This is a genomic window from Flavobacterium cerinum, assembly GCF_004028155.1.
Classification (GTDB): Bacteria; Bacteroidota; Bacteroidia; order Flavobacteriales; family Flavobacteriaceae; genus Flavobacterium; species Flavobacterium cerinum.
Window position 1 is genome coordinate 1 of record NZ_SBII01000014.1, and the last position, 21941, is coordinate 21941.

Here is a 21941-nt window from a genome sequence, read left to right on the forward strand (position 1 = left end):
ACCATCACTAAAATGGTCTGGCTGTTTGGAACTACATTGGTGTACAGCCTTGGAAGTGCTGTTCCTGCATCAAGTGCTGCCTGGTCAAAATAGAATTCGATAGTATAGTCTGCCGCTGAATTATTACCCAGTATCTTTTCAATATGATCGTTCAGCTTAAACTCTGCAAAACCAGTAAGGTTGTCCTGGCAGATCGGATACGGCGGTACATTACCGTTAGCATCGCCAATGGCCGGCAGAGGGTTTACTTTTAATTCCAGTTGCACAACCTGGTGGCATTTTGGATCTGCAGGATTATTCGTATTGGCTTCCATTCTAACCCATACAAAACCTGAGCCACTTGGATAGGCTGTCGGATCTGCTATCGCATTAGTTCCTGCCTCCGCATCGGGTTCCTGAGCATAGTAAGTAACTACCGACTGGTTGTCGTTGTCCCTGATGTCGGCTTCTGCCAATTTCAGGTTAAAGATCTCGATACCGTCGGGTGAGTTGTTGTCATCACACAGCTCAAGTCTATCCGGGGTGGTATCCGGCATTGGTAATGGAAGTACTTTTATGGTTAAGGTCGTATAGCTTTTGCAGCCTTCTTTACTGGTCACTACCACATACAGCGTTTTTGGGTTACCTGCAGGTGGTGCAGGGTTGGTATACGCCGTTGGTGTAGCGATAGCTACTGCCAGCGGATTGGTTTTTGGGTTGGTCTCGTAATACGCTACCGTGTATCCTTTACCTACCCCTAACGGACCTAAGATATCATTGTCTCTTTGGGTAAGGTCAAATACCGCCTGGCCGGTGTTGGGAAGGGTTTCTGTACATACCGTAAGCATAGGCGGGGTAGTTAACAATAGCGGTTTGTTCACTTTTAGAACAAAGCTCGTTACACTGAAACAGCCGTTGGCGCTTGCTACACGGACCCAGATAACCTGGGCGTCTGAACCAAAATAATTCCCCGAGGTAGTGATCCTAGGAGCTCCCGCTCGGGCTGCTGCCTCCGTTATAAAATAATGGATTGTAAGGCTTCCAGGAGCTGCATTAAGCGCTGCATAGATAACAGCATCCTGCTGGGTTAAGTTAAAGATCGTTTTTAAGTCCTGGTTGTTGCTGTCCTCATCACAAAGGGTCAGGGGATCAAGTGCAGGCGCCTGGGGTGCAGGCTCTACAATAAGGCTTAACTGGTAAACTTCTCCATTAACGCAGCCGCTTACCGTATTGACTACTCGTACATAGATGTACTCAAGGTAGGGATCCGTGTTGATGTACTCTGTGGTATTGCCGATAGGGTTGTTACCATCCTGAGCATCCTCTAAGGTATGGTGGAAAGTAATAGCTATATTAGGCTCTCCGTTTTCCATGGCAGTAATAAGAGCTGCAAGGTTAAACTCCCCAATACCATTACCATCAGTATCACATACCGTTAGCACATCCTGGGTAGGTTCCAGGATAATTGGAAGTGGTTCTACTTTAAGATCCTGAAGTACGATCCTGTAGCAGCCTGTACCTTCTACTGTTACTCTTACAAATACCGTCTCTACGGCAGGACCGCTTGGATAAGCATTTGGAGCAGCAATCGCTCCGGTATTACTCGGCATAACTGTGGTGGAACGTTACATTGATTCCCTGTTGTGCACCGATGATCGATGGAATAACACTCGTAAGGTCAAAGATCTCAATACCGTCCATAAGAGGCGCGGTAACATCACACAAGGTTAATGCTACTGTTGGCTGTACTGCCGTAGGAAGTAAATTTACTATAAGTTTAAGTTTGACAATGTCATAACAACCGGTAGCATTATTGGTTACTTTTATGAAAACCTCTCCACTTTCACTTAAGTAGCTTATGGGGTTGCCAATTGCAGGTGTACCTGCCTCTGCATTAGCCTGAGTCAGGTAATAACTTACACTGTAGAGTGCAGGGTTTAATGTTCCAAGGACTTCCGCTGCTTTTGTGGTAAGGTTAAATACCGCTTCTCCATCAGTATCGCTATTGCCATCATCGCATAGTATGTATGATTTTGGTGTTATAGCTTCAGGTAATGGGTTTACAATAAGTTGAAGGGTAGTGGTATCGAAACAATGTGTGAGTGTTGATTCTACACGAATATATAAAGTTTGGGTATTTAATTCGTTATTAGGGTAGGCATCAGTATCTGTAATAATGTTTTGTCCAAATATTGCATCCTCGGGGGTTTCATGTATGGTTACTATTGTATTACTTATTGTGTTTTGGATGGATTGAATTATAGAATCAAGACCAAAAAATGCAGTACCATCATTATTGTCATCACATACTTGAAGAGCCGGTAATATGTATGCTTGTGGAGAAGGTAATATATGAATTTGAAAATTTGTAACCCTAAAGCATCCTGTTACTGTATTGGTGAGCCTAACGTAAATTGTTTGAGGATTAGATGTATTGGCATAGTTATTTGGGGCAGCAATACGGTTATCGTCAATTTCGGCATCAGTAATGTCTTCATAATAGGTAATTGCTATGTTGTTTTGAGTGCCAATCATAACCCCAGTATGAACTCTGAGATCAAAGGGAGTAGATTGATCATCAATACCATCAGTATCACATTTATAGAGATCAAATGAAATATTGTCGGGGTTATTAAAAACAGGTAATGGCTTTACGCTGATGGTAAAAGATTTAATATCATAAACAACGCAAACCGGGGTTGTTCTTTCTAAGCGTGCCCAAAGGGTTTCGGTAGAATAAGGAATGGTTGTTTGATATAGCGGACCTATTTGATTTTGCCTGCTCACCGCATCATCAAATGATTTATAGTAGGTCACGCCACTATCAGTATTGCCGTTCTTTACATTATTATCATTTAAAGCAAGGTCAAATTCGTTTAATCCATCATCATCAAGATCACAATAAGCCATGTTTTCCGGTTCACCGGCTTTTATATCATAAACAGTAATATCGAAAGGTAAGATGTCAAAACATCCTGTTTCAATATTGGCAAGCCTCATATAAATGGTTTGTGGTGAAGCAGTATTTGTATAGATGGTAGGGCTTTGAATTTCATTATCGCCTGCATTAGCTTCATCATTATTTTCGTGGTAGGTAAGTATAACGTTTGACTGATCGCCAATAAGTATGTCTTTATACAAAGTAAGGTCAAAGACTGCTGTGTGATCGTCCTGACCATTTTCACATATGTGCAGATCTAATGTTAGATTTCCGGGATTATTAAATACAGGGAGAGGTAAAATACTAATAGTGAAAAAATTAAAATCATAACTGTAACAGCCTTCGGCATTTTCCAGGCGTGCCCATATTGTTTGTATTGGTGCTTCATTTTCAAAAAGAGGACCTACTGCATTAACCCCATCTCTGGCATCCTCTAGTGAAGTATGGTAAGTAACAAAACTTTCGGGATTATCGTTAATAACCGCTATATCATTAGACGAAAGATCAAAGGTTTGTACACCATTTTTGTTATCGTCACACAGTTCCATATTTAGCGGCTGTCCTGCGACCATTGGAGGTGTTATATTGATCGTAAAAGTTTCGGTAGAATAGCATCCCGTGACAGTATTTGTCATTCGCAGATAGATTATTTGCGGATTTGAGGTGTTAGGATAGGCTTCTGGTAAAGCAATAGGATCTTCACCAATAGTTGCATCATTAAGGTTTTCGTGGTAAGTAATTTCGACAGGGCTTTGTGTACCTATGAACATATCTTCATAAACGGTAAGATCAAAAGCAGTAGATTGATCGTTTACACCATCTTTATCACACTGGATAATGTCGAGAGGAATGTTGTTTGGATTTAAAAATTGTGGTACTGCATGAAAAGTTGCAGTGCCGGTCCATTCCATAGAAAAATTTCCAAATCCATGTGGCCTGTCGATAACCAAATAGTAAAATTCATTGTCCTGTACGGTTATCCATTGAACGAAGCCATTACCGTTAGGTCCGGGACCTTCAGAAACATCTGTTTCTGTTTCGTTCATGCCTGTTGTTATATAATTTAAATTAGCCTGCAATGGATTTGTTGTAGAACAGCGTATGGCAGTACCAATAATACCACATTCTTCGATAGGGCCGAAAAGCCAAAAATCAAAATCTATTACCATATCATCCTCTGTAGGAGTGAGGATAAAACCCAGCGTACCACCTTGATTAATTTGTATTTTTAGCCATATTGTATTGTTTTCTCCACTGGCGCAGGCATTATCAGGCGATATTTCAGGTGTCTGTCCAATACCTTCTGCTTCAAGGTCAAAATAATTTGCGTCACCACATACTATAATCGCATCAGGGCAATCGCTCTGAGCGTTAACGTTAAGGTGAAATAAAAATAACAGTATGAATACACATGTAATTTTCACAGCATAGCAATGTTAATTTTTCCCTAAATTTAGAGAAAATTATCTTACCATAGCAAAATGTCCTTTAATTATTCTTCCACTATCTAGTTGAAGCACAAACCAATAATCTGTAGAAGGTAGTTTTTTATCATTAAGTGTCCCATCCCATCCAGGGCTTCCGCCTTTAAAACCTGTAATTACTTTACCATATCTGTCATAAATGGTGACAACCGCCTGTGGCTGTAAGTTTAGGTATGGAATTCTCCATGTTTCATTTTTACCATCTCCGTTTGGAGAAAAGAATTTAGGGTAATTTAGGATTATAAGATCTTCACTTATGGTTTTACATCCACTTTTTGCTTTTATGTAAATAGTATAAGGACCAGGAAGTAAATTTTCAAATAATGGGGTGTCACTAAAATTTTTACCGTCTATAGAAAATTGATAATCTTCTGCATCAGGCATTACGATCCCAATTGAATTTGTAATATTTGTAAAGTCTTTTATATCCAGAGTGTATACTATTTTAGGCAGTGGTGTAACTGTTATAGTAAATGAAGTTATACTATGTCCCAGACAAACACTTGTGCTTTCCAGTCGTGCCCAAATAGTTTGAGTTGAACTTGTATTTTGATATTGTGGTGGTAATGGATTTACTTTATTTTGAGCATCTGCCTGCGAAGCATAATAGGATAATGCTGTATCTATACTACCATTAATTATGGCGTCATTATTTGCAGCAAGGTTAAAGGTTTGAAACCCGGTTTCCTTACTATCGCATAGTGCAAAATCCATTGGTTTTCCTGCAACTACAGAATTAGTAATCTCTAACTTAAGTTCTTCAGTTGTAAAACAATCCGTATTACCATTGGTCATTCTCATATATACAGTCTGAGGATTACTTGTATTGGTATACGCAGAAGGATTAATAATAGGATTGATGTTAGTAACAGCGTCGTTTATACTTTCGTGATAACTAAGAACTACATCAGGCTGGCCATTTAAAATAGCGATGCTGTTTGTGGTAAGATTAAATATTGATTTTTGATCGTCTACACCATCACTATCGCACATTGTAATAGCAAAAGGAGCTGCTTGTGGGTTATTAAATACAGGTGCATTGAAAAATGTTGCGGTTCCGGTCCATTGCAGTGAGAAATCGCTTCCTCCTATAGGCCTGTCTATTACAAGAAAATAAACTTCACCAGCCAGTACGTTTAATGCACTTACGAAACTGTTTCCATTTGGACCCGGACCTTCGGAAGTATCTGTTTCATTTTCATTTAACCCTGTTTGATTATTAGAAGCATTAATTGCAGCCGGATTTGTGGTTGAGCAGCGTATCGCCTGTCCAATATTACCACAGGCAGGATTAGGGCCAAATATATAAAAGTCAAAATCAATATCAATACTGGGATCATTAGGAGTAAGTACAAAACTTAAAGTACCGGATGTATTGATAGGCAGCCTAAGCCATAGGCTATTCGTTTCGACACCATCACAAGAATTTGAACTGTTTAATTCCTGCATGCCAACACCAATGGCGGAAAGACCTTCATAACCCATATTGCCACATACTGTAATAGCATCGCGGCAATCATTTTGTGCAAATAGAGAATGTATGCTGAAAAGTAACAGCATACTTAGGGTAAATTTAAATTTCATAGCAAGGGGCAACGTTAATTTTTTGTAAATATATAAATTACATTAATCTCATTATAAGGAATATAAAAAAAGAAGGCTCTTTATTTAAAAAGAGCCTTCCTGAGATGAAATTATATGTTACGAATTTATTATAAATCCCTATTTTTTAATGTTCTGTACGACATAAATATAAAAAAAGCTGTCCATACTAGCACTATTGCTATCTGGTACCAGTGTACGCCATAATCTTTTACATTTACCTGTCCGGCAGTTGCCTGGCTTTCAAGAGCTTTGTATAGCTGAAATCTCGATATAGGTTCTTTTATTAAGTTACTCATAGACTCCAGAGGGAAAAATTGCATATACTGATTCAGTATTTCCTTTTTTGTAATGACAAATCCCCATAAAAGGCCTTCGATGATTTTTTCGGCAATAAACCACACAAAGATAAATCCTATAGCAAAAGCCGAACGTTTTATTAGTATACCAATAAAAAGACAGAAGGAGAAAAACGCTACCAGTTTTATAAAGTAGGCACCAATATACTGCAGGTCTGAAAATACTATGGAAGCCTCGGTGTAAGATGAAAAACTATATCCTAATATAAGTGTCATTATAAAGATGAACACAGTAGATCCAAAGGCAAACAATATAACGGTAAGTACTTTAGATTGTATAAATTCTTTTTTACTAAGTCCGTCTATAAGGTTTTGTTTAAGTGTTCCATAGGTATATTCATTTGCCATCATCGATACAATTACTATAGCAAGGAATAATTTTAGAATAGCGGCTATCCAGGTATTAAAATGCCAGATGTATGGAAAATTGAAGATACCCTGATCTGCAAGGCGAAAATCGATACCAATGATTTTAAAATTTACCGATGCCAGTAATGCAATAAATGATAACAGTATAAAGTAGGTAAGGATAAGTACTTTACTCGCCCTGTTTTTCCACAATTTTTGGAGTTCTATATTTAAAAGTCGTTTCATGATAAGGAGTTAGTTTGATGGATAGTTAGAAGTTAACTGAAGGAACTGCTCTTCAAGGCTGTATTTCCTTTTTACCAAATGGTTAAGGCAAATACCTTTGTCGAATAGAAAACGGTTAAGTTCTCCTGCTTCTAAAGGCTGGCTTATATATACCATTAATTTCCCTTCAGACTCTTCTATTTTATCTATGGCAGGATGCTGAGAAAGTACAGTTTTAAGCTGTTCATTGTTATCTGCTAAAAGTTCAAAAAAGCCTTCATTAGATATCATTCCGTTTACACTACCGGTATATAAAATTTCTCCTTTTCTCAATACCACAACGTGGCTGCATACTTTTTCTACCTCGTCAAGCAGGTGGGAGGCAAGGAGTATGGTTGTTCCAAAAGAAGCTATGTGCCTGATGATATCTCTTATCTGGCGTATTCCCTGAGGATCTAAACCATTTGTAGGTTCGTCAAGTATAAGAATTTCCGGATCATTAAGCAGGGCAGAAGCTATAGCAAGACGCTGTTTCATACCCAATGAGAAAGTACGGAATTTACTGTCTTTTCGCTCTAAAAGCCCAACTAAATCTAGTTTTTCGTCTATTTTGCTATAATTAGTGCCTTTTATTTTGCAAACCAGTTTGAGGTTTTCATAGGCCGTCATGTATGGGTAAAAGTTTGGACGTTCTATAATTGCACCCACTTTTTTAAGTGCTTCGTGCGTTTCGAGTTTACCGCCAAACCAGCTGTATTCACCGGATGTTTTGTTTACAACATTTAGTATAATACCCAGTGTGGTCGATTTTCCGCTGCCGTTAGGACCTAAAATCCCATAAACATTGCCTTTTTTTATTTCGAAAGAGGCATTTTTAACTGCATGTACTTTACCAAACCTCTTATCGAGGTTATTAATGGTCAGGATGGTTTCCAAAATAATAGATTTATTGGTTGTTCTAATTTGACGAGAACAACCATCTTTTGTTACCAGAGAAAGTGAAAAAGAAAAAAAGTTTTTTTTAAATGCCTTACTCATAAGGTACAACAGTAGGTTTACCCACCTGGAAATCGGGTAGTTCTATATCGTCATTTTTAAAGGAATTGGTTTTAAAAATGTTATAGCCATTATCTGGTATACTTGGATAATAGGCAAATGATAACTGGAAGCTGTTAAAAATAAGGTAGTCATTGTAAATAAGCAGTCCAACACCAAATCGAGTATATACTTTACTGTTGTATAATTTGTTTTCTTCGTCGCCAATTACTCCCATTGTAAAGCTTGCAAAAGGATTTAAACGAAAACCAAATACATTCCAGGGAGAGTAGGACTGTGTTTGTAAAGTAAGTAATATTTTTTTGGTTCCCAGTAATGTTCTGGTTTCAAAACCCTGTATGCCATTATTACCATTTAGATCTAAAAGGTCTTTTATTATAGGCATCCTGTGGTCTCCAAAAACCAGTGTTGGTTTTATAAAGTGCCTAAAACGCCAGCGACCCCAGTTCTTAATGTTAGTAAAATAAATACCGTCTATGCGCAGCGTAGTCTGATCGGTTCTTTGTTTGTAATAAAATGTACCTACTTCGGCATCAACGCCGAGATAGCCCCAGGTAAAGAGGTTACCATAGGCATAGCGTCCTCCTAAATAAATGCGGTGTTCATCATTTTTATGCTGTACACCCGTAGTAAGGGAGTACACTTTACCAATGGGAATATCCTCTACGATGTCATAATTAAAAAGGAACTTATCCTGCACGAATTTCCTTGATGTAAGACCGATACTGGCCATATAAAACTTTTCATTCGAGAAAAAATTAATAGAATCATACGCAATTGGCGGTCGTTCTTTATAATGCTGAGAGAAGTAACGACCTGTTGCTACCAGTCGGGTAGTTCGTTCTTCTTCGGTTTGTCCTTTGTAAATTTTAAAAGAATACCCCGCCCAAAAATCCTGTGCATCAGATTTGAAATTTTGTATTGCCCATTCATCATTAGCATCCGGTAAAGAATCACGCAGCACTCTCGATTCAAAATAGGCACCACCAGCCCATTTGGTATAGGCAGAGAAGAACTTTCGTTCCAAACCAAAACTTTTTAAGGAGTTATCGCTTTTTTCTATCTGATAGTTTGCCGTAGCGGTGATGTACGTATTCAGGATATTCGGTACTGTATAACGTGCCAGATAAGAAGTTTCACCAGAACTGAACCGCTTGTCAAAGCTATTGCGGAATTCATGTCCCAGTCCCATAAAATTTCGTTCTGTAAGCTCTAATGATGTGGCAGATCCGGATGCCGATCCATTAGGAATAAGGCTCCAGGAATCCAGAACTCTAATATCAATATCTATTGAGTCATTGCTTGTGCCGGCTGGTACAGCTCTTATAGCTACACGGCGCACATAGCGCTGGCTTCTAATTAAACGTTCTGATTCTTTTACCAGTAGTGAATCTAAAGGTTCATTTCGCTTAAACAGCAGCAGGTTTCTTATGGTGAGTTGTTTTGTTTTTAAATGGACTCCGTTACCAAAACGATCCAGCCAAACTGCCGGTTTCCTGGTAGTGTCGTTTACAGAGTAACCAAATGGGTCTAAGGTTACAATATTTATTTTACGTATAATTTTCCCTTCATAACGATCATAAGTATTCGTCATTTCGGGGGTTTTTTCCTTAATTTTTCTTCTGGATTGCGATGGCCGCTGTGAAGCAACGGGTCTAAAAATAAGCTTGTGTATAAACTTGGTGAATTTTTTTTGTTTTGAATAATCTTCCAGTTTTTTATACATCTGGTCCCTCTTTTCCTTAACGGTATCCTTTTTTACAGGAGTAACCTGTGCCACTGCAGGTGCCATTACAAAGAATGCCAATAGTATAAGCAGTTTTATTTTTAAGGCCATTTTTTAAATAAGGTAAATTGTTAGTCGAAAATTAGGAAATATAAACTTAACATAGAGCCAAAATTAGCGTTAAAGCCTTTTTTTTATTAATGTTTTAACAATAAAAAAGAGACCGTGAGGTCTCTTTTTTATTCTAGTCAAAGTGATTAGCTTTTTTGCTCTTTATTAAAGTAAACAAGGTAATAGTACATTTGTTTTTCTTCGTCCCAGCCTTTTTCTACAAATTTTTCTGCACTTTCAGGGTTAATGAAGTCTAATTTGATCTGGATATTTGTATCCAGGTTAATTACATTTTTCATTTTTTTCCTTGCATCAGAAACAGCTGCATTTGCAATAGGGAATGACGTTACGTCTTCAATACTGTATTTAGGTGCTTTCTCTACTTTATAGTTTTTAAACTCAGGAATAAGATCCGGATTGTCTAATACTTCGTTAAGGAAATTTGTTTCTTCAAACTCATCATTTTTTGCAAAATAATTTACAGAGCGGTTCATGAACATTACCTCTTCTTTTTTGTCTTCTGCAGGAAGTACTACATCTTTAGCGAAGTCCTGACAGAATTTAAGGTATTTTTTCGTGATAAAGTTCTCATCCTGAAAAGCATCTACAGATAAAAAATGCTCTAACCAGTAACGTGCATCATAGCGGTTACTGTCTATAGTAAGTATTTTGTAACCTTCTTCTTTTTTGTAGTTAAAAATAATACAGCCTTTATCAAGTTTATTAAGATTGATACCTTGTTGAAGCATTACTTCAAGGTTGGCCTCTTTCTCTTCAAACTGAAGAAAATCTGTTTTAATCTCACTTTTAAAGATACCTATAGCATCTACAGGATTATTATCTATTGTAAGGTGTGTTAAATAAGCAACATATACCTCTCCGTTTTTAATGTGCGGGTGGTTAGACTGCTCAAATAAGTGCTTTGTTATTTTTTTTGAAACCTCATGAACTGATTCAGGATTTGTAAATACTTCTGTAGCAAAATTGTACATGTCGTGATAATCCAAATGCACATCATGGGCAAACTGAAAATAATTTTCTTCTTTATCCCTAAATGGCTTAAAGAAATATTCCTTTAATAGCGGAACAATCTCATCGTTTAAGTTATAAGGTTGTTCAGATAAAAAGAAAGCTTCGTTACGGCTTTTGTTACCTACTCTGTGTACAGAAAGGTTTTCAATGTGCGTGTTGAATAAATTGATCATTTTTTGGCGGGTAGCTAAATGCTATTATAAACAGTTTTAGTAATATTTTTTATTATAAATTGGATTCAGTTCCAAGTATCTCAGTTTCTCAGATTAATTCCAATTATGGTCATCCATACCTATGTCGCCAAAGCTTTGGTCGTCATCAAACATATCCAGGTCTTCCTCATCATAATCGTCATCAAACTCGCCATACAGGTCATCTTCAGCACCATCTGTACCAAAAGCATGTTCAGGAGCATTAGCCGGCATTTCGCCATGAGAAAAAAGCAATTCAGGATAACTGGCACCGCTTTCCGGTTCTTCAATAGCTGCAAGCTCAACAAAGAAGGTCCACATGTTTAAAAAGTCATACACGTAGATGATCTTGTTGTCCATTTCGTCAAGATTATCAGCAAGAATATAATCTGCCATTGTTTTTTGTTCACCGGCTACATCACCAGTATCAAACAACGGGATTTCTTCTCCCTGTGTCCATTCGTTATCACTCATATAGAATGATGCAATTTCAAGTCCGTCAAAGCCAAAAGCATTTACTATAGCGTTGTGCAGGTCTTCCAGCGTGTCTGTATTAAGGATTGCTATATCCCTAAAAATATCCTCTTCGGCATCAAGTATAACTCTGAATTTATAAACCATGGTTCAAGTATTTTGTAGAGGGCAAAGGTAATCTATAAATTCTTATTTTGGATTTTGGAATTTTAGATTTTTTGGATATGGATATTTAAAATGAAGATGAAAGTTATCCTAAATCAAATTTAAGTGATTTGTAATCAGTAGGATTTATAAAAAATGGTGAATCTAATTTTATTCTGATTTACGGATATTTATTAAGTATACTTAAATATGGAATCCTATTTTAAAACCTCCCCATTTATGGGCATATCCGGTTTTAAATTCGCGGGTAATATCGGCACGTGAATATTCAAAATAAAGTTTTTTGAATCGGATAACGATACCATAGTTGTTTTGCATAACAAAACGTTCTATGCCGCCAGCTGAAATAGTGTAAGGATTATTAGTACTAAAAAGACCTCCCTGGATTGAGGCATCATAACCCACAACTTTTATTTGGGGTTGGGTAAATAGATATACCTGGAAACGATTTTGATCTTTAAAAGATGTAAATGGCGAATTAATAATGCCTAATGTAGCATTTATTCCTGCTGAAATATGAGTGTTATAGGTACCCAGCCTTGCTTTTGAGTCCAGGTTGATCCTAAAAATGTTCTGTAATTGATATAATTGTTTTTCGTATACCAGTTCATAATCCAGTATCAGGTCATTTTTCATTTGGTATTTCCATCCCATAGGCAGTTCGTCGCCAATCCATTTATGGATTCCGCTCTGCATTTGATCGCCTAATGCTGCAGGTCCTATCATACCGGATGTTAATGATGAGGATAATCGTGATTTATTCAGGGTATCGGTAGCAATAACAAAACTTTTAAGGGCAATGGTTGCGGCATAAGGACGGTCGCCATACAGTATTTGATCTGCCGAAATATCGGTAGGTATAAATCCGGTCTGCTCAAACGAAAGTCCGTATCGTTTCTCGCTGGTTTTAGGCGCAATCAGTATTTTGTTTATCGGGTTTCCTTTTAGCCAGGGTGTAACCAATTCGAGAGTATAGCCCTGGGTATAATAAAGATCGCTTGAGGTGAAAAAATCATTATCATAATCAAAACGAAAGTAACGATCGTTTTTAATATCGCGAAAAGATGCTGTGTTGTCTATTCTTTGTGCTATAGAAGAGCTCGAAATAAGAAGGATAATTGCTGCTATGTATAATTTACTTTTCATAAAACTCTATAGGCAGCCCGTCCGGGTCGCTTATAAAGGTAAAGCGTTTCCCCGTGAACTGATCTATACGTACGGGTTCTGCTGATATCTGGTTTTTGTTAAGCCATTCTAAGGTAGTATCTATATCATTAACTTCAAAAGCAAGATGTCTTAAACCGGCGGCTTCGGGACGTGAAATACGTGTAGGTGGAAACGGGAAAGAGAACAGTTCTATAGCGTAATTTTCGTTTACTGCCAGATCCAGTTTATAAGAATCCCGTTCTTTGCGGTAATACTCAGCAAGTATAGTGAACCCCATTATTTGGGTATAAAATTGTTTTGAAACCTCGTAATCAGAACAGATTATAGCTACGTGGTGTATTTTGTTTATGTTTAGCATTCTTATAAATATTCAGCTTCAGTTATCCACCATTGATTACCAAAAGGATCTTCAAATCCGGCGGCATAACCATATTCTTTTCTTTCGGGTTTTTGCAGTGATGTACCTCCCTGTTCAATTCCTGCATTGTATATACGATCTACATCTTCAACAAACAGAAACATCCCTGCCGGTTTTTGTTTCCATGTATCCGTACTTTGTGCAAACATAATAACAGCATCGTTAATTTTTATTTCGCCATGCATAATCTGCCTGTTAGGATCATCTCCATCCGGCACGATCATTTGTTCTCTGGCACCAAAGACTTTTTTGGTATATTGAAGAAATTCGGCAGACTTATCTAAAATAAGGTAAGGCATTACCGGAAGATAGTGAGGAGGTATTTTCATGATGGTATGATTTAAGATACCATAAATATACAGTGTAACACCATTGTATAAAAGCCTTTTAAGGTTTTATTGACTTTTTAAGGTCTCTTTTAAATTTTTTAAATTTGGTAAGTGCCTGGTGTGATGGGTATCTTCTTTTCTCGGTTAGATTGTTGAAAAACAATGCTACTATAAGCAATATTACGGCTCCGCTTAAAACAGGTGTCACTACATAACTATAACCTAATGCTTTAATTTGCGGCGAACCTGTAACGGCTATCAGTGCTGTTGCGCCTCCAGGCGGATGCAGGGTTTTGGTGATCTGCATAAAAACGATAGATAATGAAACGGCCAGTGGAGCAGAGAGCCATAAAACATCCGGTATTAGTTTTTGAACAGTAACACCAATGATGGCAGATACTACGTGACCACCTATAAGATTTCGGGGCTGCGCCAGCGGACTTTGGATAACACCGTATACCAAAACACATGAGGCACCAAATGAACCTATAAGGAATACATAATCCTGCTGCGGAAAGGCTTCATACTCTAAAAAAGCAATAATACCCAAACCGACAAATGATCCAAGAAATGCCCAAAAGTGTTCTTTGTAGTCAACTAATGTTTCTTTATAAAAAACATACCGTGCTTTTCGGTAATTGTGTTTTATCTTTTTTATAGGCATATTAGTGTTTTATAGGTGCTAAGGTATAAACGGTATAAGGATATATTGCTTTAGCACTGTATTTAGCAATAAGGCTTATAATTAGTATAGGTACAAAAAGAGTATAGTCGTTTATAAGACCACAAACCAGAAATAATGCAGTGAATGGTGCATGGATACTGGCACTTAACATGGCTGCCATTCCTATAACCATAAAGTTAATAGGGATAACTCCTGCATCAAAATACGTATTTAGGAATACCGCTAAGAAAAGACCTAAAAAAGCGCCTATAAACAGGCTAGGGGCAAACACACCTCCATCACCTCCCGCCGAAAGCGTTATGGATGTTATAATAGGTTTTAAAAGCAGGATTCCGATCAAAACCATTACGTGAGGTAAAGTTAATGATAAGGTATTAGCCGTTAGTATACTGTCTTTCATGGCGTGGTATCCGTCACCATATAATTGTGGGAAAACAAATAGAATACTGCTTATTATTGCTGCTCCCAGTAATATCTTATAATAATGATTTGAAAATTTAGCAAACTGTGCTTTAAAGAAGAAAACACATTTGGTAAGGTATATTGAGTTTAATCCACACAGTACACCAAGTAAGACCAAATAGGGCATTGCATTTAAATGCCATTGCGTGATGTTCATAGCAAATAAAGGCTTCTCTTTAAGTACCAGTACAAAGGCAAAAGCAATTATAGCTGCCAGTATATTGGTTATTAAAAATACTTTATTGGCTTTTTTAGAAACTACTTCATAAGCAAAAAGCAACCCCGCAAATGGACTGCAGAAAAGCGCAGTAATACCTGCAGTAATACCCGCGCAGATCAGTTCTGTTTTATATTTTCTAAATATTTTTTCCTTTTCCTGAGCTAATGATCCTATTGCAGCTGTGGATACTACGGTTGAAACCTCAATACCGGTGCTTCCACCAAAAATTACAGTTATCAGTCCGTTTACAAAGTGCGAAGGAATCTTGTAAGATGGAAGATTTTTACCTGTCCGGGTACTTTCAAATACTTCTTTGATACCCTTGTTCTCTTTCTTTCTAAAAAGGTACTGCCTTAGGATATAAATAAGTGACAATCCAAAGAATGGGAATATGATAAGGTAAATACTGCTGTGTTGTGACTGATGGAAAAGTATTTCCTCATAATACTCAGTTATCCTTTTAAGAGATATGGCAAGCAATGCAGCTAAAAAGCCTATAACTAAAGAAACAACGATTAACTTTTGGTATTTAACAAAGGCATATTTTTCTTTAAGAGTATGGGGCAGCATTGCAGTATATGTATTTATTATTGCAAAAATAGCGATAACGATACATTTATTGCATTAAAAACGCGTTAAAGTTGGTTGAATGATATTGTTTTTCAACAGACTGTCTAATCACGCATCTTTATCTGCTCTATAAGTTCAAGTCTTTTTACAATAGTTCCTTTTTCTAAAATTGTTCCGGGAGATAATACTGCATTTGCGCCAATCTTGCAATGATCAGCTACTAAAGAGCCGAATTTTGAAACGTTTGTATTGATTATTTCCGATCTGTAAAGCACGCTGATGTCTTTTATTGTTCGTTCATTATAGTGATTGGCTGCAATTGATCCGGCTTCAAAATTTACATGACGTCCAATTATACTATTGCCAATATAATTGAAATGTGCGATCGCAGTATCGGAACTGATTATACTGCTCTTGATCTCGCATCCCGGACCAACTTTTACCGATTTATCAAGATAAATACCTTCCCTGAAATAAGCATTTGCACCTACATAGCACCCTTCATTTATAATAGCAGCATTTTTTAGGGTAACTCCTTTTTCTATAATTGCTGACTTATGTATTGCTACAGCTCCTGTAATCAAATAATCACTGTTTAGTTTTGGGATGAGTTCTTCTATAATTGAATTTAATCTGCTTGTAAGCTCCCAAGGTTTTAGTGTAGTATTATAAGTAAATGATGTAGAGAATCCGGTTATAAATTCATTAATGTTAATCATTTTTTTTACCTCTAAATTAAAATTAATAGGCAAACGATTTATGGTTTATATAAATTAATTTCTCTTAACAGTTCGTCCATGAAATTCTACAGTTGGGTATTGTTTTTTATGAAAGGTCAATTTACCGATGCAATTTTGACGCAACAAACCAATCTACCATGAAACTACTAATTACTCTCTTATTATTTTTATCGGGCTTAGCCTTGCAAGCGCAGACTAAGATAACCGGCACAGTAACCGATACCAAAGGCCAGCCACTTGCTGCTACAAGCATTTATATTGACGGAACGTATGACGGAGGCACGACTGATGATAAAGGACATTTCTCCTTTGAAACCACAGCAGCCGGAAGCCAGATACTGGTAATTTCATTCCTGTTTTATGAAGACATAAAAAAAACGATAGTAATAGAAAATTATCAGCCGCAAACCTTTAAAATGAAAGAGAGTATGAATACGTTGGATACTGTTGTTATTTCAGCAGGAACCTTCCAGGCCGGCGATAACAGTAAGGTAACAGCTTTAAAACCATTGGATATTGTTACTACTGCCGGTGCTGTGGGTGATATTACAGGAGCCTTTCTTACCTTACCAGGTACACAAACGGTAGGAGAGAGCGGCAGGTTATTTGTTAGAGGAGGGGAGGCTGATGAAACCCAAACCTTTGTAGATGGTCTTAGAGTGGCTCAGCCCTATGGTGCTCAGGCAAATAACCTTCCTACCCGCGGCCGTTTTTCTCCGTTCCTGTTTAGCGGAATGACATTTTCTACTGGAGGATATTCGGCAGAATATGGTGAAGCGCTTTCCAGTGTACTGCTGCTAAATACCATCGAAGAACCGGCTCAGGAACAAACAGACATCTCTCTGATGACCGTGGGATTAGGACTCGGTAATACGCAGAAATGGGAGAAAAGCTCATTAAGTTTCAACCTGTCTTATGTAAATTTAGAGCCGTACCAATGGATGGTTCCGCAAAAGGTAAATTGGAATAAGCCTTATCAGTCATTGTCAGGAGAAACGGTATACCGTTACAAGTTCAATGGCGGTATGCTTAAAGTATATGCAGCATTCGACCATGCTAATTTTGACATTAACCAAAATGATGTTAATGAACCTGACCCGGTTAGAGTAAATATGAAAAACGACAACTTCTATTTTAATACTTCCTATAAAGGAATGTTTGGTACCCAATGGACCATTCATACTGGGCTTAGTTATGGTTATAGTCACAATGACATCGGACTTAATAAAGACAATGTAACCAACGGTGAGCATTCATCACATCTTAAACTAAAACTTCGTAAAAGCTTTAGTGACAGGATAAAACTAACTTTCGGAGCCGATTATTTTATTACCGATTTTACCGAAGACTACCGCCAACCCGCAGGAACGACCTATAATCTAGGTTACAACAACTCGATAGCAGCTGCCTATGCCGAGACTGATATTTTTCTATCCAAAGAGCTGGCTTTTAAAGCCGGTATCAGAACTTCTTATTCAGATTTACTAAGCGAAGGAACTGTAGAACCTCGTGCTGCATTAGCTTATAAAGTAAGTAGTAAAAGCCAATTTTCTCTTGCTTATGGCGATTTTTACCAAACGCCGAAACAAGATTATTTAAAGTATTATAAAGATTTTGAGCACGAAAAAACAGCGCACTATATTTTTAATTATATGTACAATGTAGAAGGTAAGATGTTTAGAGCAGAAGTCTATTACAAACAATACGACCGTCTGGTAAAATACAATACAAAAATACCGGAGTACGGTACCCAGTTTACAAATGGAGGTGTTGGTTTTGCAAAAGGTATCGATCTTCTTTGGAGGGATAATAAGATTTTTAAAAACCTGGAATACTGGATATCTTATTCATATATAGACAGTAAAAGGGATTATAAAAATTATGAATATAGTGTGACACCCAGCTATATAGCAAAACACAATTTTTCTGTAGTTGGGAAGTATTGGGTCAATAGTTTAAAGTCGCAGGTAGGTGTCACTTATACTTTTAATAGCGGAAGACCATACAACAATCCTAATGAAAATGCTTTTATGGATGAGCATACAAAATGCTATAACAATTTGGTTTTGAGTTGGGCATGGCTATTGAGTCCTCAAAAAATATTATACTTTTCGGTATCTAATGTTATGGGGAGTGACAACGTTTTTGGGTATAGCTATGCCAATACTGCGGGAGCAGATGGACAGTATGCAAGACAGGCCATTACCCAGCCAGCCGACCGTTTCTTTTTTGTGGGCTTTTTCTGGACCATAAGTGCTGATAAAAAAAGAAACCAACTGGAGAATTTATAATTTTTTTTAGATTTTAGTTAGAAATTAATATTCCACTTTATGTTCGTAATATGCGTTTTTAGAGTGGAATATTGTTTTGTATTAAAATGCTTTAAATCAGATCCTTATAAAGTACAGGTCCGCTTTTGGTACTTTTTATAAGATCAGTGCAATCCAAAGCTTGTCGTAGCAAATTTTTAAGAATAATTACCTTATTTTTTCACTGCAAAGACCATTGCAGTAAATTCTTAAAATAGGGTTGTAATTTTGTAATGATAGAAAATAAATTCAAACGCCCGATATTTCTATAACACGAGTTACTTTCATAAAGTATAAACACAAAATTATTCTTTTATGGGTTTCATTTTTTTAATACTGTTTTTTAGGATAGGTATAAAGTAAATAAATACTTGGTTTATTTAAATATTTTTAGAATAGATGTTTGTAATTCTGAGGGTGTTAGGCCTGTGTAGATTTTAATGAAACCGCTAAAGTTTGCTGGGCTGTCGAAATTTAGTTCATAGGCAATTTCTTTGAGCGAATGCTTATTTAGTAATAGCATACGTCGTATTTCCAGTAGCATTTCTTCGTGAATAAGCTTTAGTGCTGTTTTTCCTAACGCCGATTTACAGGCTATATTGAGCTTATCAGGATTGCAGCCCATAAGATCACAATACTCAGATACTTTCTTTTTAGATTTTATATATTGAGGTAATAGTGATAGAAACTGAATAACAACATGCTCATTGGTATGTGCTGTTTTATCATGGTGCAATTCTGTTAATGAGATCAATATAATTTGTAAATAGCTATATGCTTTATGTACAGAAAACGGAGATAAGTCTTCTTTTTGAAGCAGCTGCCACATGCTTTCAGTAAGATTATACAAGTGCGAAAAAGTTTCTGGATCTAAAGTGAATACGGGTTCAGGAAAGTACAGATGGGAATGTTTTATGGGATAAATAAATTCGAAAATGTTTTTACGAAATTGTATGATCATACCCTCAGCGGTATTGCGTTCCATAAGATGTACCTGTCCTGGGTATACTGTAAAAACCTGCCCCTCATTAATGGTGTAAGGTGTAAAATCGATAAGCTGAAAACCAGTGCCGCTTTTTATAAGGATGATTTCAAAATAATCGTGACGATGCGGATGATGAAAATCATAAGGATTTGGGTAATCAAGCGGTTCAATGATTAGCAGCTTGCTGGGATGCGGTAATGAAACTGCATTAGTTTGAATGGTTTCCTTATAATTCATAGTGTTTGGCGTTTTATACTATGATTTCAAACAGGTGTGTGGCAGTTTACCCTAATTTTATTTGTTAATATAGTGGGTGTAATTAAAAATAAAATCTGTTATTACATTTTTTTATAGATGCATGTAATTTTTAATGTGATCCATTTGGCGGTAGCAAAATCATAATAATTTTTGCTAAACATTGCTTTTAGCATGTTTTTCCCTATTACCTGAACATTATCTACATTACCATATATCCCATTAGAACCATTGTTGTTAAGTGTAATTGTTTGAGTTGCATTATCAAACTCATAATAATAACCCAAACCACTTCGAATATAGGATATTGATCCATGAGGTTTTCCCGGAGTAGTAAAATTCAGTTTTGGTAATGGAAGGTAAAAGCTCATCATAGGAACGAGCTGATTATTAACTATTGTCGGTTTTATTTCAAGCTCCGGTGTTTGAGCATTAAAAAATGCAGGATCGATCTCTGTTAATAAATCGGTAGATAATATTCCATCATCATTTAAGTCTACTTCAATATTAGAAGTCATTGAAACAATGTTATAAGATCCCCCAATAGAGGAAGATGATGAAGTATGGGGTTTATTTCCGCTATCTTCTTCACTGCTGCTGCAACCATAAATAGAACTGAAAAAAGCAACGGCGAGCAGTACTTTAAGTAGAGATGCTTTCATTTTTTTCACGTTTTAATTAGTATAAATTTAATTAGTTGGCAATTTAATATCAAATATAACAACTAAAGTGATAAGTTTTAGTGTGATAGGATATTATTGCGAATATTTTTTGTGATTTTTTAAGAATTCACAAATGGTGTAACCTTGACGTTTTTGTTGCCTTCAAAAGCCTCAGTTACTAATTTTGTCAGTTCGGCAAAATCACATTGAAGGGTATTGGAAGAAATTGATAAGGGTGTGCCTACCATTTTCATATTGGCCTTCATTATTCTTGCTTTGTTTTTATTAGCCTTGGCTAAATATTTTTCAGGATTGTAAACGTGTATTAACAAGAACTTTGTAGACATTACAGCTGATGTACTTACACCCGCAATATCATTCCATTCTATCAGCCCAACACATACACCGCTGGAATTATCTGTAATACCTTTGTCATCAACTATCAGCCCCGGAGTACGGTCAAATATTTTTTTAGAGCCAAATATAGCTATTGCTCCAAAAAACACAACCGATACAAAACCAATACCCTGTACTAGTAAAGGGTTAAAATCTTCTTGTGAATGTGCACCTTTTAAAATAATATAAAAACCAAGCACTACAAAAAGTGCGGCACTGCCAACGCTAATTAAAAGTTTGGTTTTGCTTAAAGGAATTTCAATTCGTGTCATAGTAAAAAGGTTTGTTTTGCCAAATCTAACTAAAAATAACAACTCATCCCTAAAATTCTACAGTTGGGTAAAACTGTTTTTTACAAGAAGTTAATTGTTAGCACCTTTGCTACATCAAAAAACAACAACCTTAAACCTTAAATTATTATGATACGACTTATTACACTTTTAATGGTACTTGTAGTGAATGCAGTAACTGCACAAACACAGTATGAAACAGGAATGAAAAAAGCACTTACTTTATGGGGTGAAAATAAACCAACGGAAGCATCCGCATTATTTGAAAGGATTGCAACAGTAGAAAAAAATAACTGGCTGCCTTCTTATTATGTTGCATTGGTAAACACAACAGAGGCGTTTAAAACAAAAGACAAAGACATGATCAATGCATTGCTTACTAAAGCACAAACGGCTCAGGATAATGCAATGGTTATAGCACCTGATAATGCCGAACTGCTGGTTATGCAGGCCATGATCAATACTGCCTGGATTGTTTATGACCCAATGACAAACGGAATGAAACTCTCTGCTAAAACCAATGAACTTTATGATAAAGCAATTAGTATTGCGCCTAAGAACCCGAGGGTAGTATTTTGTAAAGCAGAATTTGAAATTGGAGCAGCGGCATATTTTAATATGGATACCAAGCCAATGTGTGCAGAGATTGAACGTGCAATTGGTCTTTTTGCTACCTTTAAGCCTGAATCTGCTTTTCATCCTAATTGGGGGCTGGACAGAGCTCAGAATGCTTTAAAACAATGTGATAAATAGAGAGTAG

At 36.8% G+C, this 21941-nt stretch carries 18 protein-coding genes and 1 pseudogene; 2 read left to right on the forward strand and 17 right to left on the reverse strand.

What is annotated here, in order from left to right; genetic code table 11:
- From EPI11_RS16550 to EPI11_RS16615, 14 genes and pseudogenes are all read right to left on the reverse strand, one after another.
- A pseudogene (locus tag EPI11_RS16550) lies at positions 1-1589 on the reverse strand (hypothetical protein); the annotation flags it as partial.
- On the reverse strand, positions 1579-4344 hold the full coding sequence (locus tag EPI11_RS16555) for a hypothetical protein (protein ID WP_128391103.1): 2766 nt from the start codon (positions 4342-4344) through the stop codon (positions 1579-1581). The pseudogene EPI11_RS16550 and the gene EPI11_RS16555, both read right to left, overlap by 11 nt.
- Before the next feature lie 39 nt (positions 4345-4383).
- Complete coding sequence (locus tag EPI11_RS16560; protein ID WP_164879193.1) at positions 4384-5964, reverse strand: T9SS type B sorting domain-containing protein; 1581 nt, start codon at positions 5962-5964, stop codon at positions 4384-4386.
- Positions 5965-6116: 152 nt separating this feature from the next.
- Positions 6117-6959 (reverse strand): ABC transporter permease, encoded by an 843-nt coding sequence (locus EPI11_RS16565; RefSeq protein ID WP_128391105.1) that lies wholly within the window; start codon positions 6957-6959, stop codon positions 6117-6119.
- Between the two features lie 9 nt (positions 6960-6968).
- On the reverse strand, positions 6969-7874 hold the full coding sequence (locus EPI11_RS16570; protein ID WP_128391106.1) for an ABC transporter ATP-binding protein: 906 nt from the start codon (positions 7872-7874) through the stop codon (positions 6969-6971).
- A 94-nt stretch (positions 7875-7968) separates the two neighbouring features.
- The gene (locus tag EPI11_RS16575) at positions 7969-9831 is read right to left on the reverse strand and encodes a BamA/TamA family outer membrane protein (RefSeq protein ID WP_128391107.1); all 1863 of its coding nucleotides are present in this window, start codon (positions 9829-9831) and stop codon (positions 7969-7971) included.
- A 146-nt stretch (positions 9832-9977) separates the two neighbouring features.
- Positions 9978-11036: a nucleoid-associated protein gene (locus EPI11_RS16580; RefSeq protein WP_128391108.1), complete on the reverse strand. Its 1059-nt coding sequence runs from the start codon at positions 11034-11036 to the stop codon at positions 9978-9980.
- Positions 11037-11129: 93 nt separating this feature from the next.
- Positions 11130-11675 carry an IS1096 element passenger TnpR family protein gene (locus EPI11_RS16585; protein ID WP_128391109.1) on the reverse strand — a complete coding sequence of 182 codons (546 nt, stop codon included), beginning with the start codon at positions 11673-11675 and terminating at the stop codon, positions 11130-11132.
- Between the two features lie 201 nt (positions 11676-11876).
- Entirely contained in the window at positions 11877-12839 is a 963-nt protein-coding gene (locus EPI11_RS16590; protein WP_128391110.1) for a lipid A deacylase LpxR family protein, read from the reverse strand.
- Positions 12829-13218, reverse strand: a complete 390-nt coding sequence (gloA2, locus tag EPI11_RS16595; RefSeq protein ID WP_128391111.1) for an SMU1112c/YaeR family gloxylase I-like metalloprotein — start codon at positions 13216-13218, stop codon at positions 12829-12831. The genes EPI11_RS16590 and gloA2 overlap by 11 nt, the downstream gene beginning before the upstream one ends.
- 2 nt (positions 13219-13220) lie before the next feature.
- Entirely contained in the window at positions 13221-13607 is a 387-nt protein-coding gene (locus tag EPI11_RS16600) for a VOC family protein (RefSeq protein WP_128391112.1), read from the reverse strand.
- 58 nt (positions 13608-13665) lie between these two features.
- Positions 13666-14271: an HPP family protein gene (locus tag EPI11_RS16605; protein ID WP_128391113.1), complete on the reverse strand. Its 606-nt coding sequence runs from the start codon at positions 14269-14271 to the stop codon at positions 13666-13668.
- A 1-nt stretch (position 14272) separates the two neighbouring features.
- The gene (locus tag EPI11_RS16610; protein WP_128391114.1) at positions 14273-15544 is read right to left on the reverse strand and encodes a chloride channel protein; all 1272 of its coding nucleotides are present in this window, start codon (positions 15542-15544) and stop codon (positions 14273-14275) included.
- Positions 15545-15648: 104 nt separating this feature from the next.
- Positions 15649-16263: an LbetaH domain-containing protein gene (locus EPI11_RS16615; RefSeq protein WP_128391115.1), complete on the reverse strand. Its 615-nt coding sequence runs from the start codon at positions 16261-16263 to the stop codon at positions 15649-15651.
- Positions 16264-16421: 158 nt separating this feature from the next.
- Here EPI11_RS16615 and EPI11_RS16620 point away from each other — a divergent pair, with 158 nt between their 5' ends.
- Positions 16422-18575, forward strand: a complete 2154-nt coding sequence (locus EPI11_RS16620) for a TonB-dependent receptor (protein WP_128391116.1) — start codon at positions 16422-16424, stop codon at positions 18573-18575.
- A 394-nt stretch (positions 18576-18969) separates the two neighbouring features.
- On the opposite strand, the gene EPI11_RS16625 is transcribed toward EPI11_RS16620, so the two are convergent.
- From EPI11_RS16625 to EPI11_RS16635, 3 genes are all read right to left on the reverse strand, one after another.
- Entirely contained in the window at positions 18970-19815 is an 846-nt protein-coding gene (locus EPI11_RS16625) for a helix-turn-helix domain-containing protein (protein WP_128391117.1), read from the reverse strand.
- A gap of 101 nt (positions 19816-19916) precedes the next feature.
- Positions 19917-20495, reverse strand: coding sequence for a hypothetical protein (locus tag EPI11_RS16630; protein WP_128391118.1), 579 nt, complete (start codon positions 20493-20495; stop codon positions 19917-19919).
- A 119-nt stretch (positions 20496-20614) separates the two neighbouring features.
- Positions 20615-21163, reverse strand: a complete 549-nt coding sequence (locus EPI11_RS16635) for an STM3941 family protein (RefSeq protein WP_128391119.1) — start codon at positions 21161-21163, stop codon at positions 20615-20617.
- Positions 21164-21310: 147 nt separating this feature from the next.
- Here EPI11_RS16635 and EPI11_RS16640 point away from each other — a divergent pair, with 147 nt between their 5' ends.
- Complete coding sequence (locus EPI11_RS16640) at positions 21311-21934, forward strand: hypothetical protein (RefSeq protein WP_128391120.1); 624 nt, start codon at positions 21311-21313, stop codon at positions 21932-21934.
- The last annotated feature ends 7 nt before the right edge of the window (positions 21935-21941 follow it).

Coding starts and splice junctions, on each gene's coding strand:
- EPI11_RS16560 (WP_164879193.1), bottom strand. CDS start 5,964: ATGCTGTTACTTTTCAGCATACATTCTCTATTTGCACAAAATGATTGC.
- EPI11_RS16565 (WP_128391105.1), bottom strand. CDS start 6,959: ATGAAACGACTTTTAAATATAGAACTCCAAAAATTGTGGAAAAACAGG.
- EPI11_RS16575 (WP_128391107.1), bottom strand. CDS start 9,831: ATGGCCTTAAAAATAAAACTGCTTATACTATTGGCATTCTTTGTAATG.
- EPI11_RS16580 (WP_128391108.1), bottom strand. CDS start 11,036: ATGATCAATTTATTCAACACGCACATTGAAAACCTTTCTGTACACAGA.
- EPI11_RS16585 (WP_128391109.1), bottom strand. CDS start 11,675: ATGGTTTATAAATTCAGAGTTATACTTGATGCCGAAGAGGATATTTTT.
- EPI11_RS16590 (WP_128391110.1), bottom strand. CDS start 12,839: ATGAAAAGTAAATTATACATAGCAGCAATTATCCTTCTTATTTCGAGC.
- gloA2 (WP_128391111.1), bottom strand. CDS start 13,218: ATGCTAAACATAAACAAAATACACCACGTAGCTATAATCTGTTCTGAT.
- EPI11_RS16600 (WP_128391112.1), bottom strand. CDS start 13,607: ATGAAAATACCTCCTCACTATCTTCCGGTAATGCCTTACCTTATTTTA.
- EPI11_RS16605 (WP_128391113.1), bottom strand. CDS start 14,271: ATGCCTATAAAAAAGATAAAACACAATTACCGAAAAGCACGGTATGTT.
- EPI11_RS16610 (WP_128391114.1), bottom strand. CDS start 15,544: ATGCTGCCCCATACTCTTAAAGAAAAATATGCCTTTGTTAAATACCAA.
- EPI11_RS16615 (WP_128391115.1), bottom strand. CDS start 16,263: ATGATTAACATTAATGAATTTATAACCGGATTCTCTACATCATTTACT.
- EPI11_RS16620 (WP_128391116.1), top strand. CDS start 16,422: ATGAAACTACTAATTACTCTCTTATTATTTTTATCGGGCTTAGCCTTG.
- EPI11_RS16625 (WP_128391117.1), bottom strand. CDS start 19,815: ATGAATTATAAGGAAACCATTCAAACTAATGCAGTTTCATTACCGCAT.
- EPI11_RS16630 (WP_128391118.1), bottom strand. CDS start 20,495: ATGAAAGCATCTCTACTTAAAGTACTGCTCGCCGTTGCTTTTTTCAGT.
- EPI11_RS16635 (WP_128391119.1), bottom strand. CDS start 21,163: ATGACACGAATTGAAATTCCTTTAAGCAAAACCAAACTTTTAATTAGC.
- EPI11_RS16640 (WP_128391120.1), top strand. CDS start 21,311: ATGATACGACTTATTACACTTTTAATGGTACTTGTAGTGAATGCAGTA.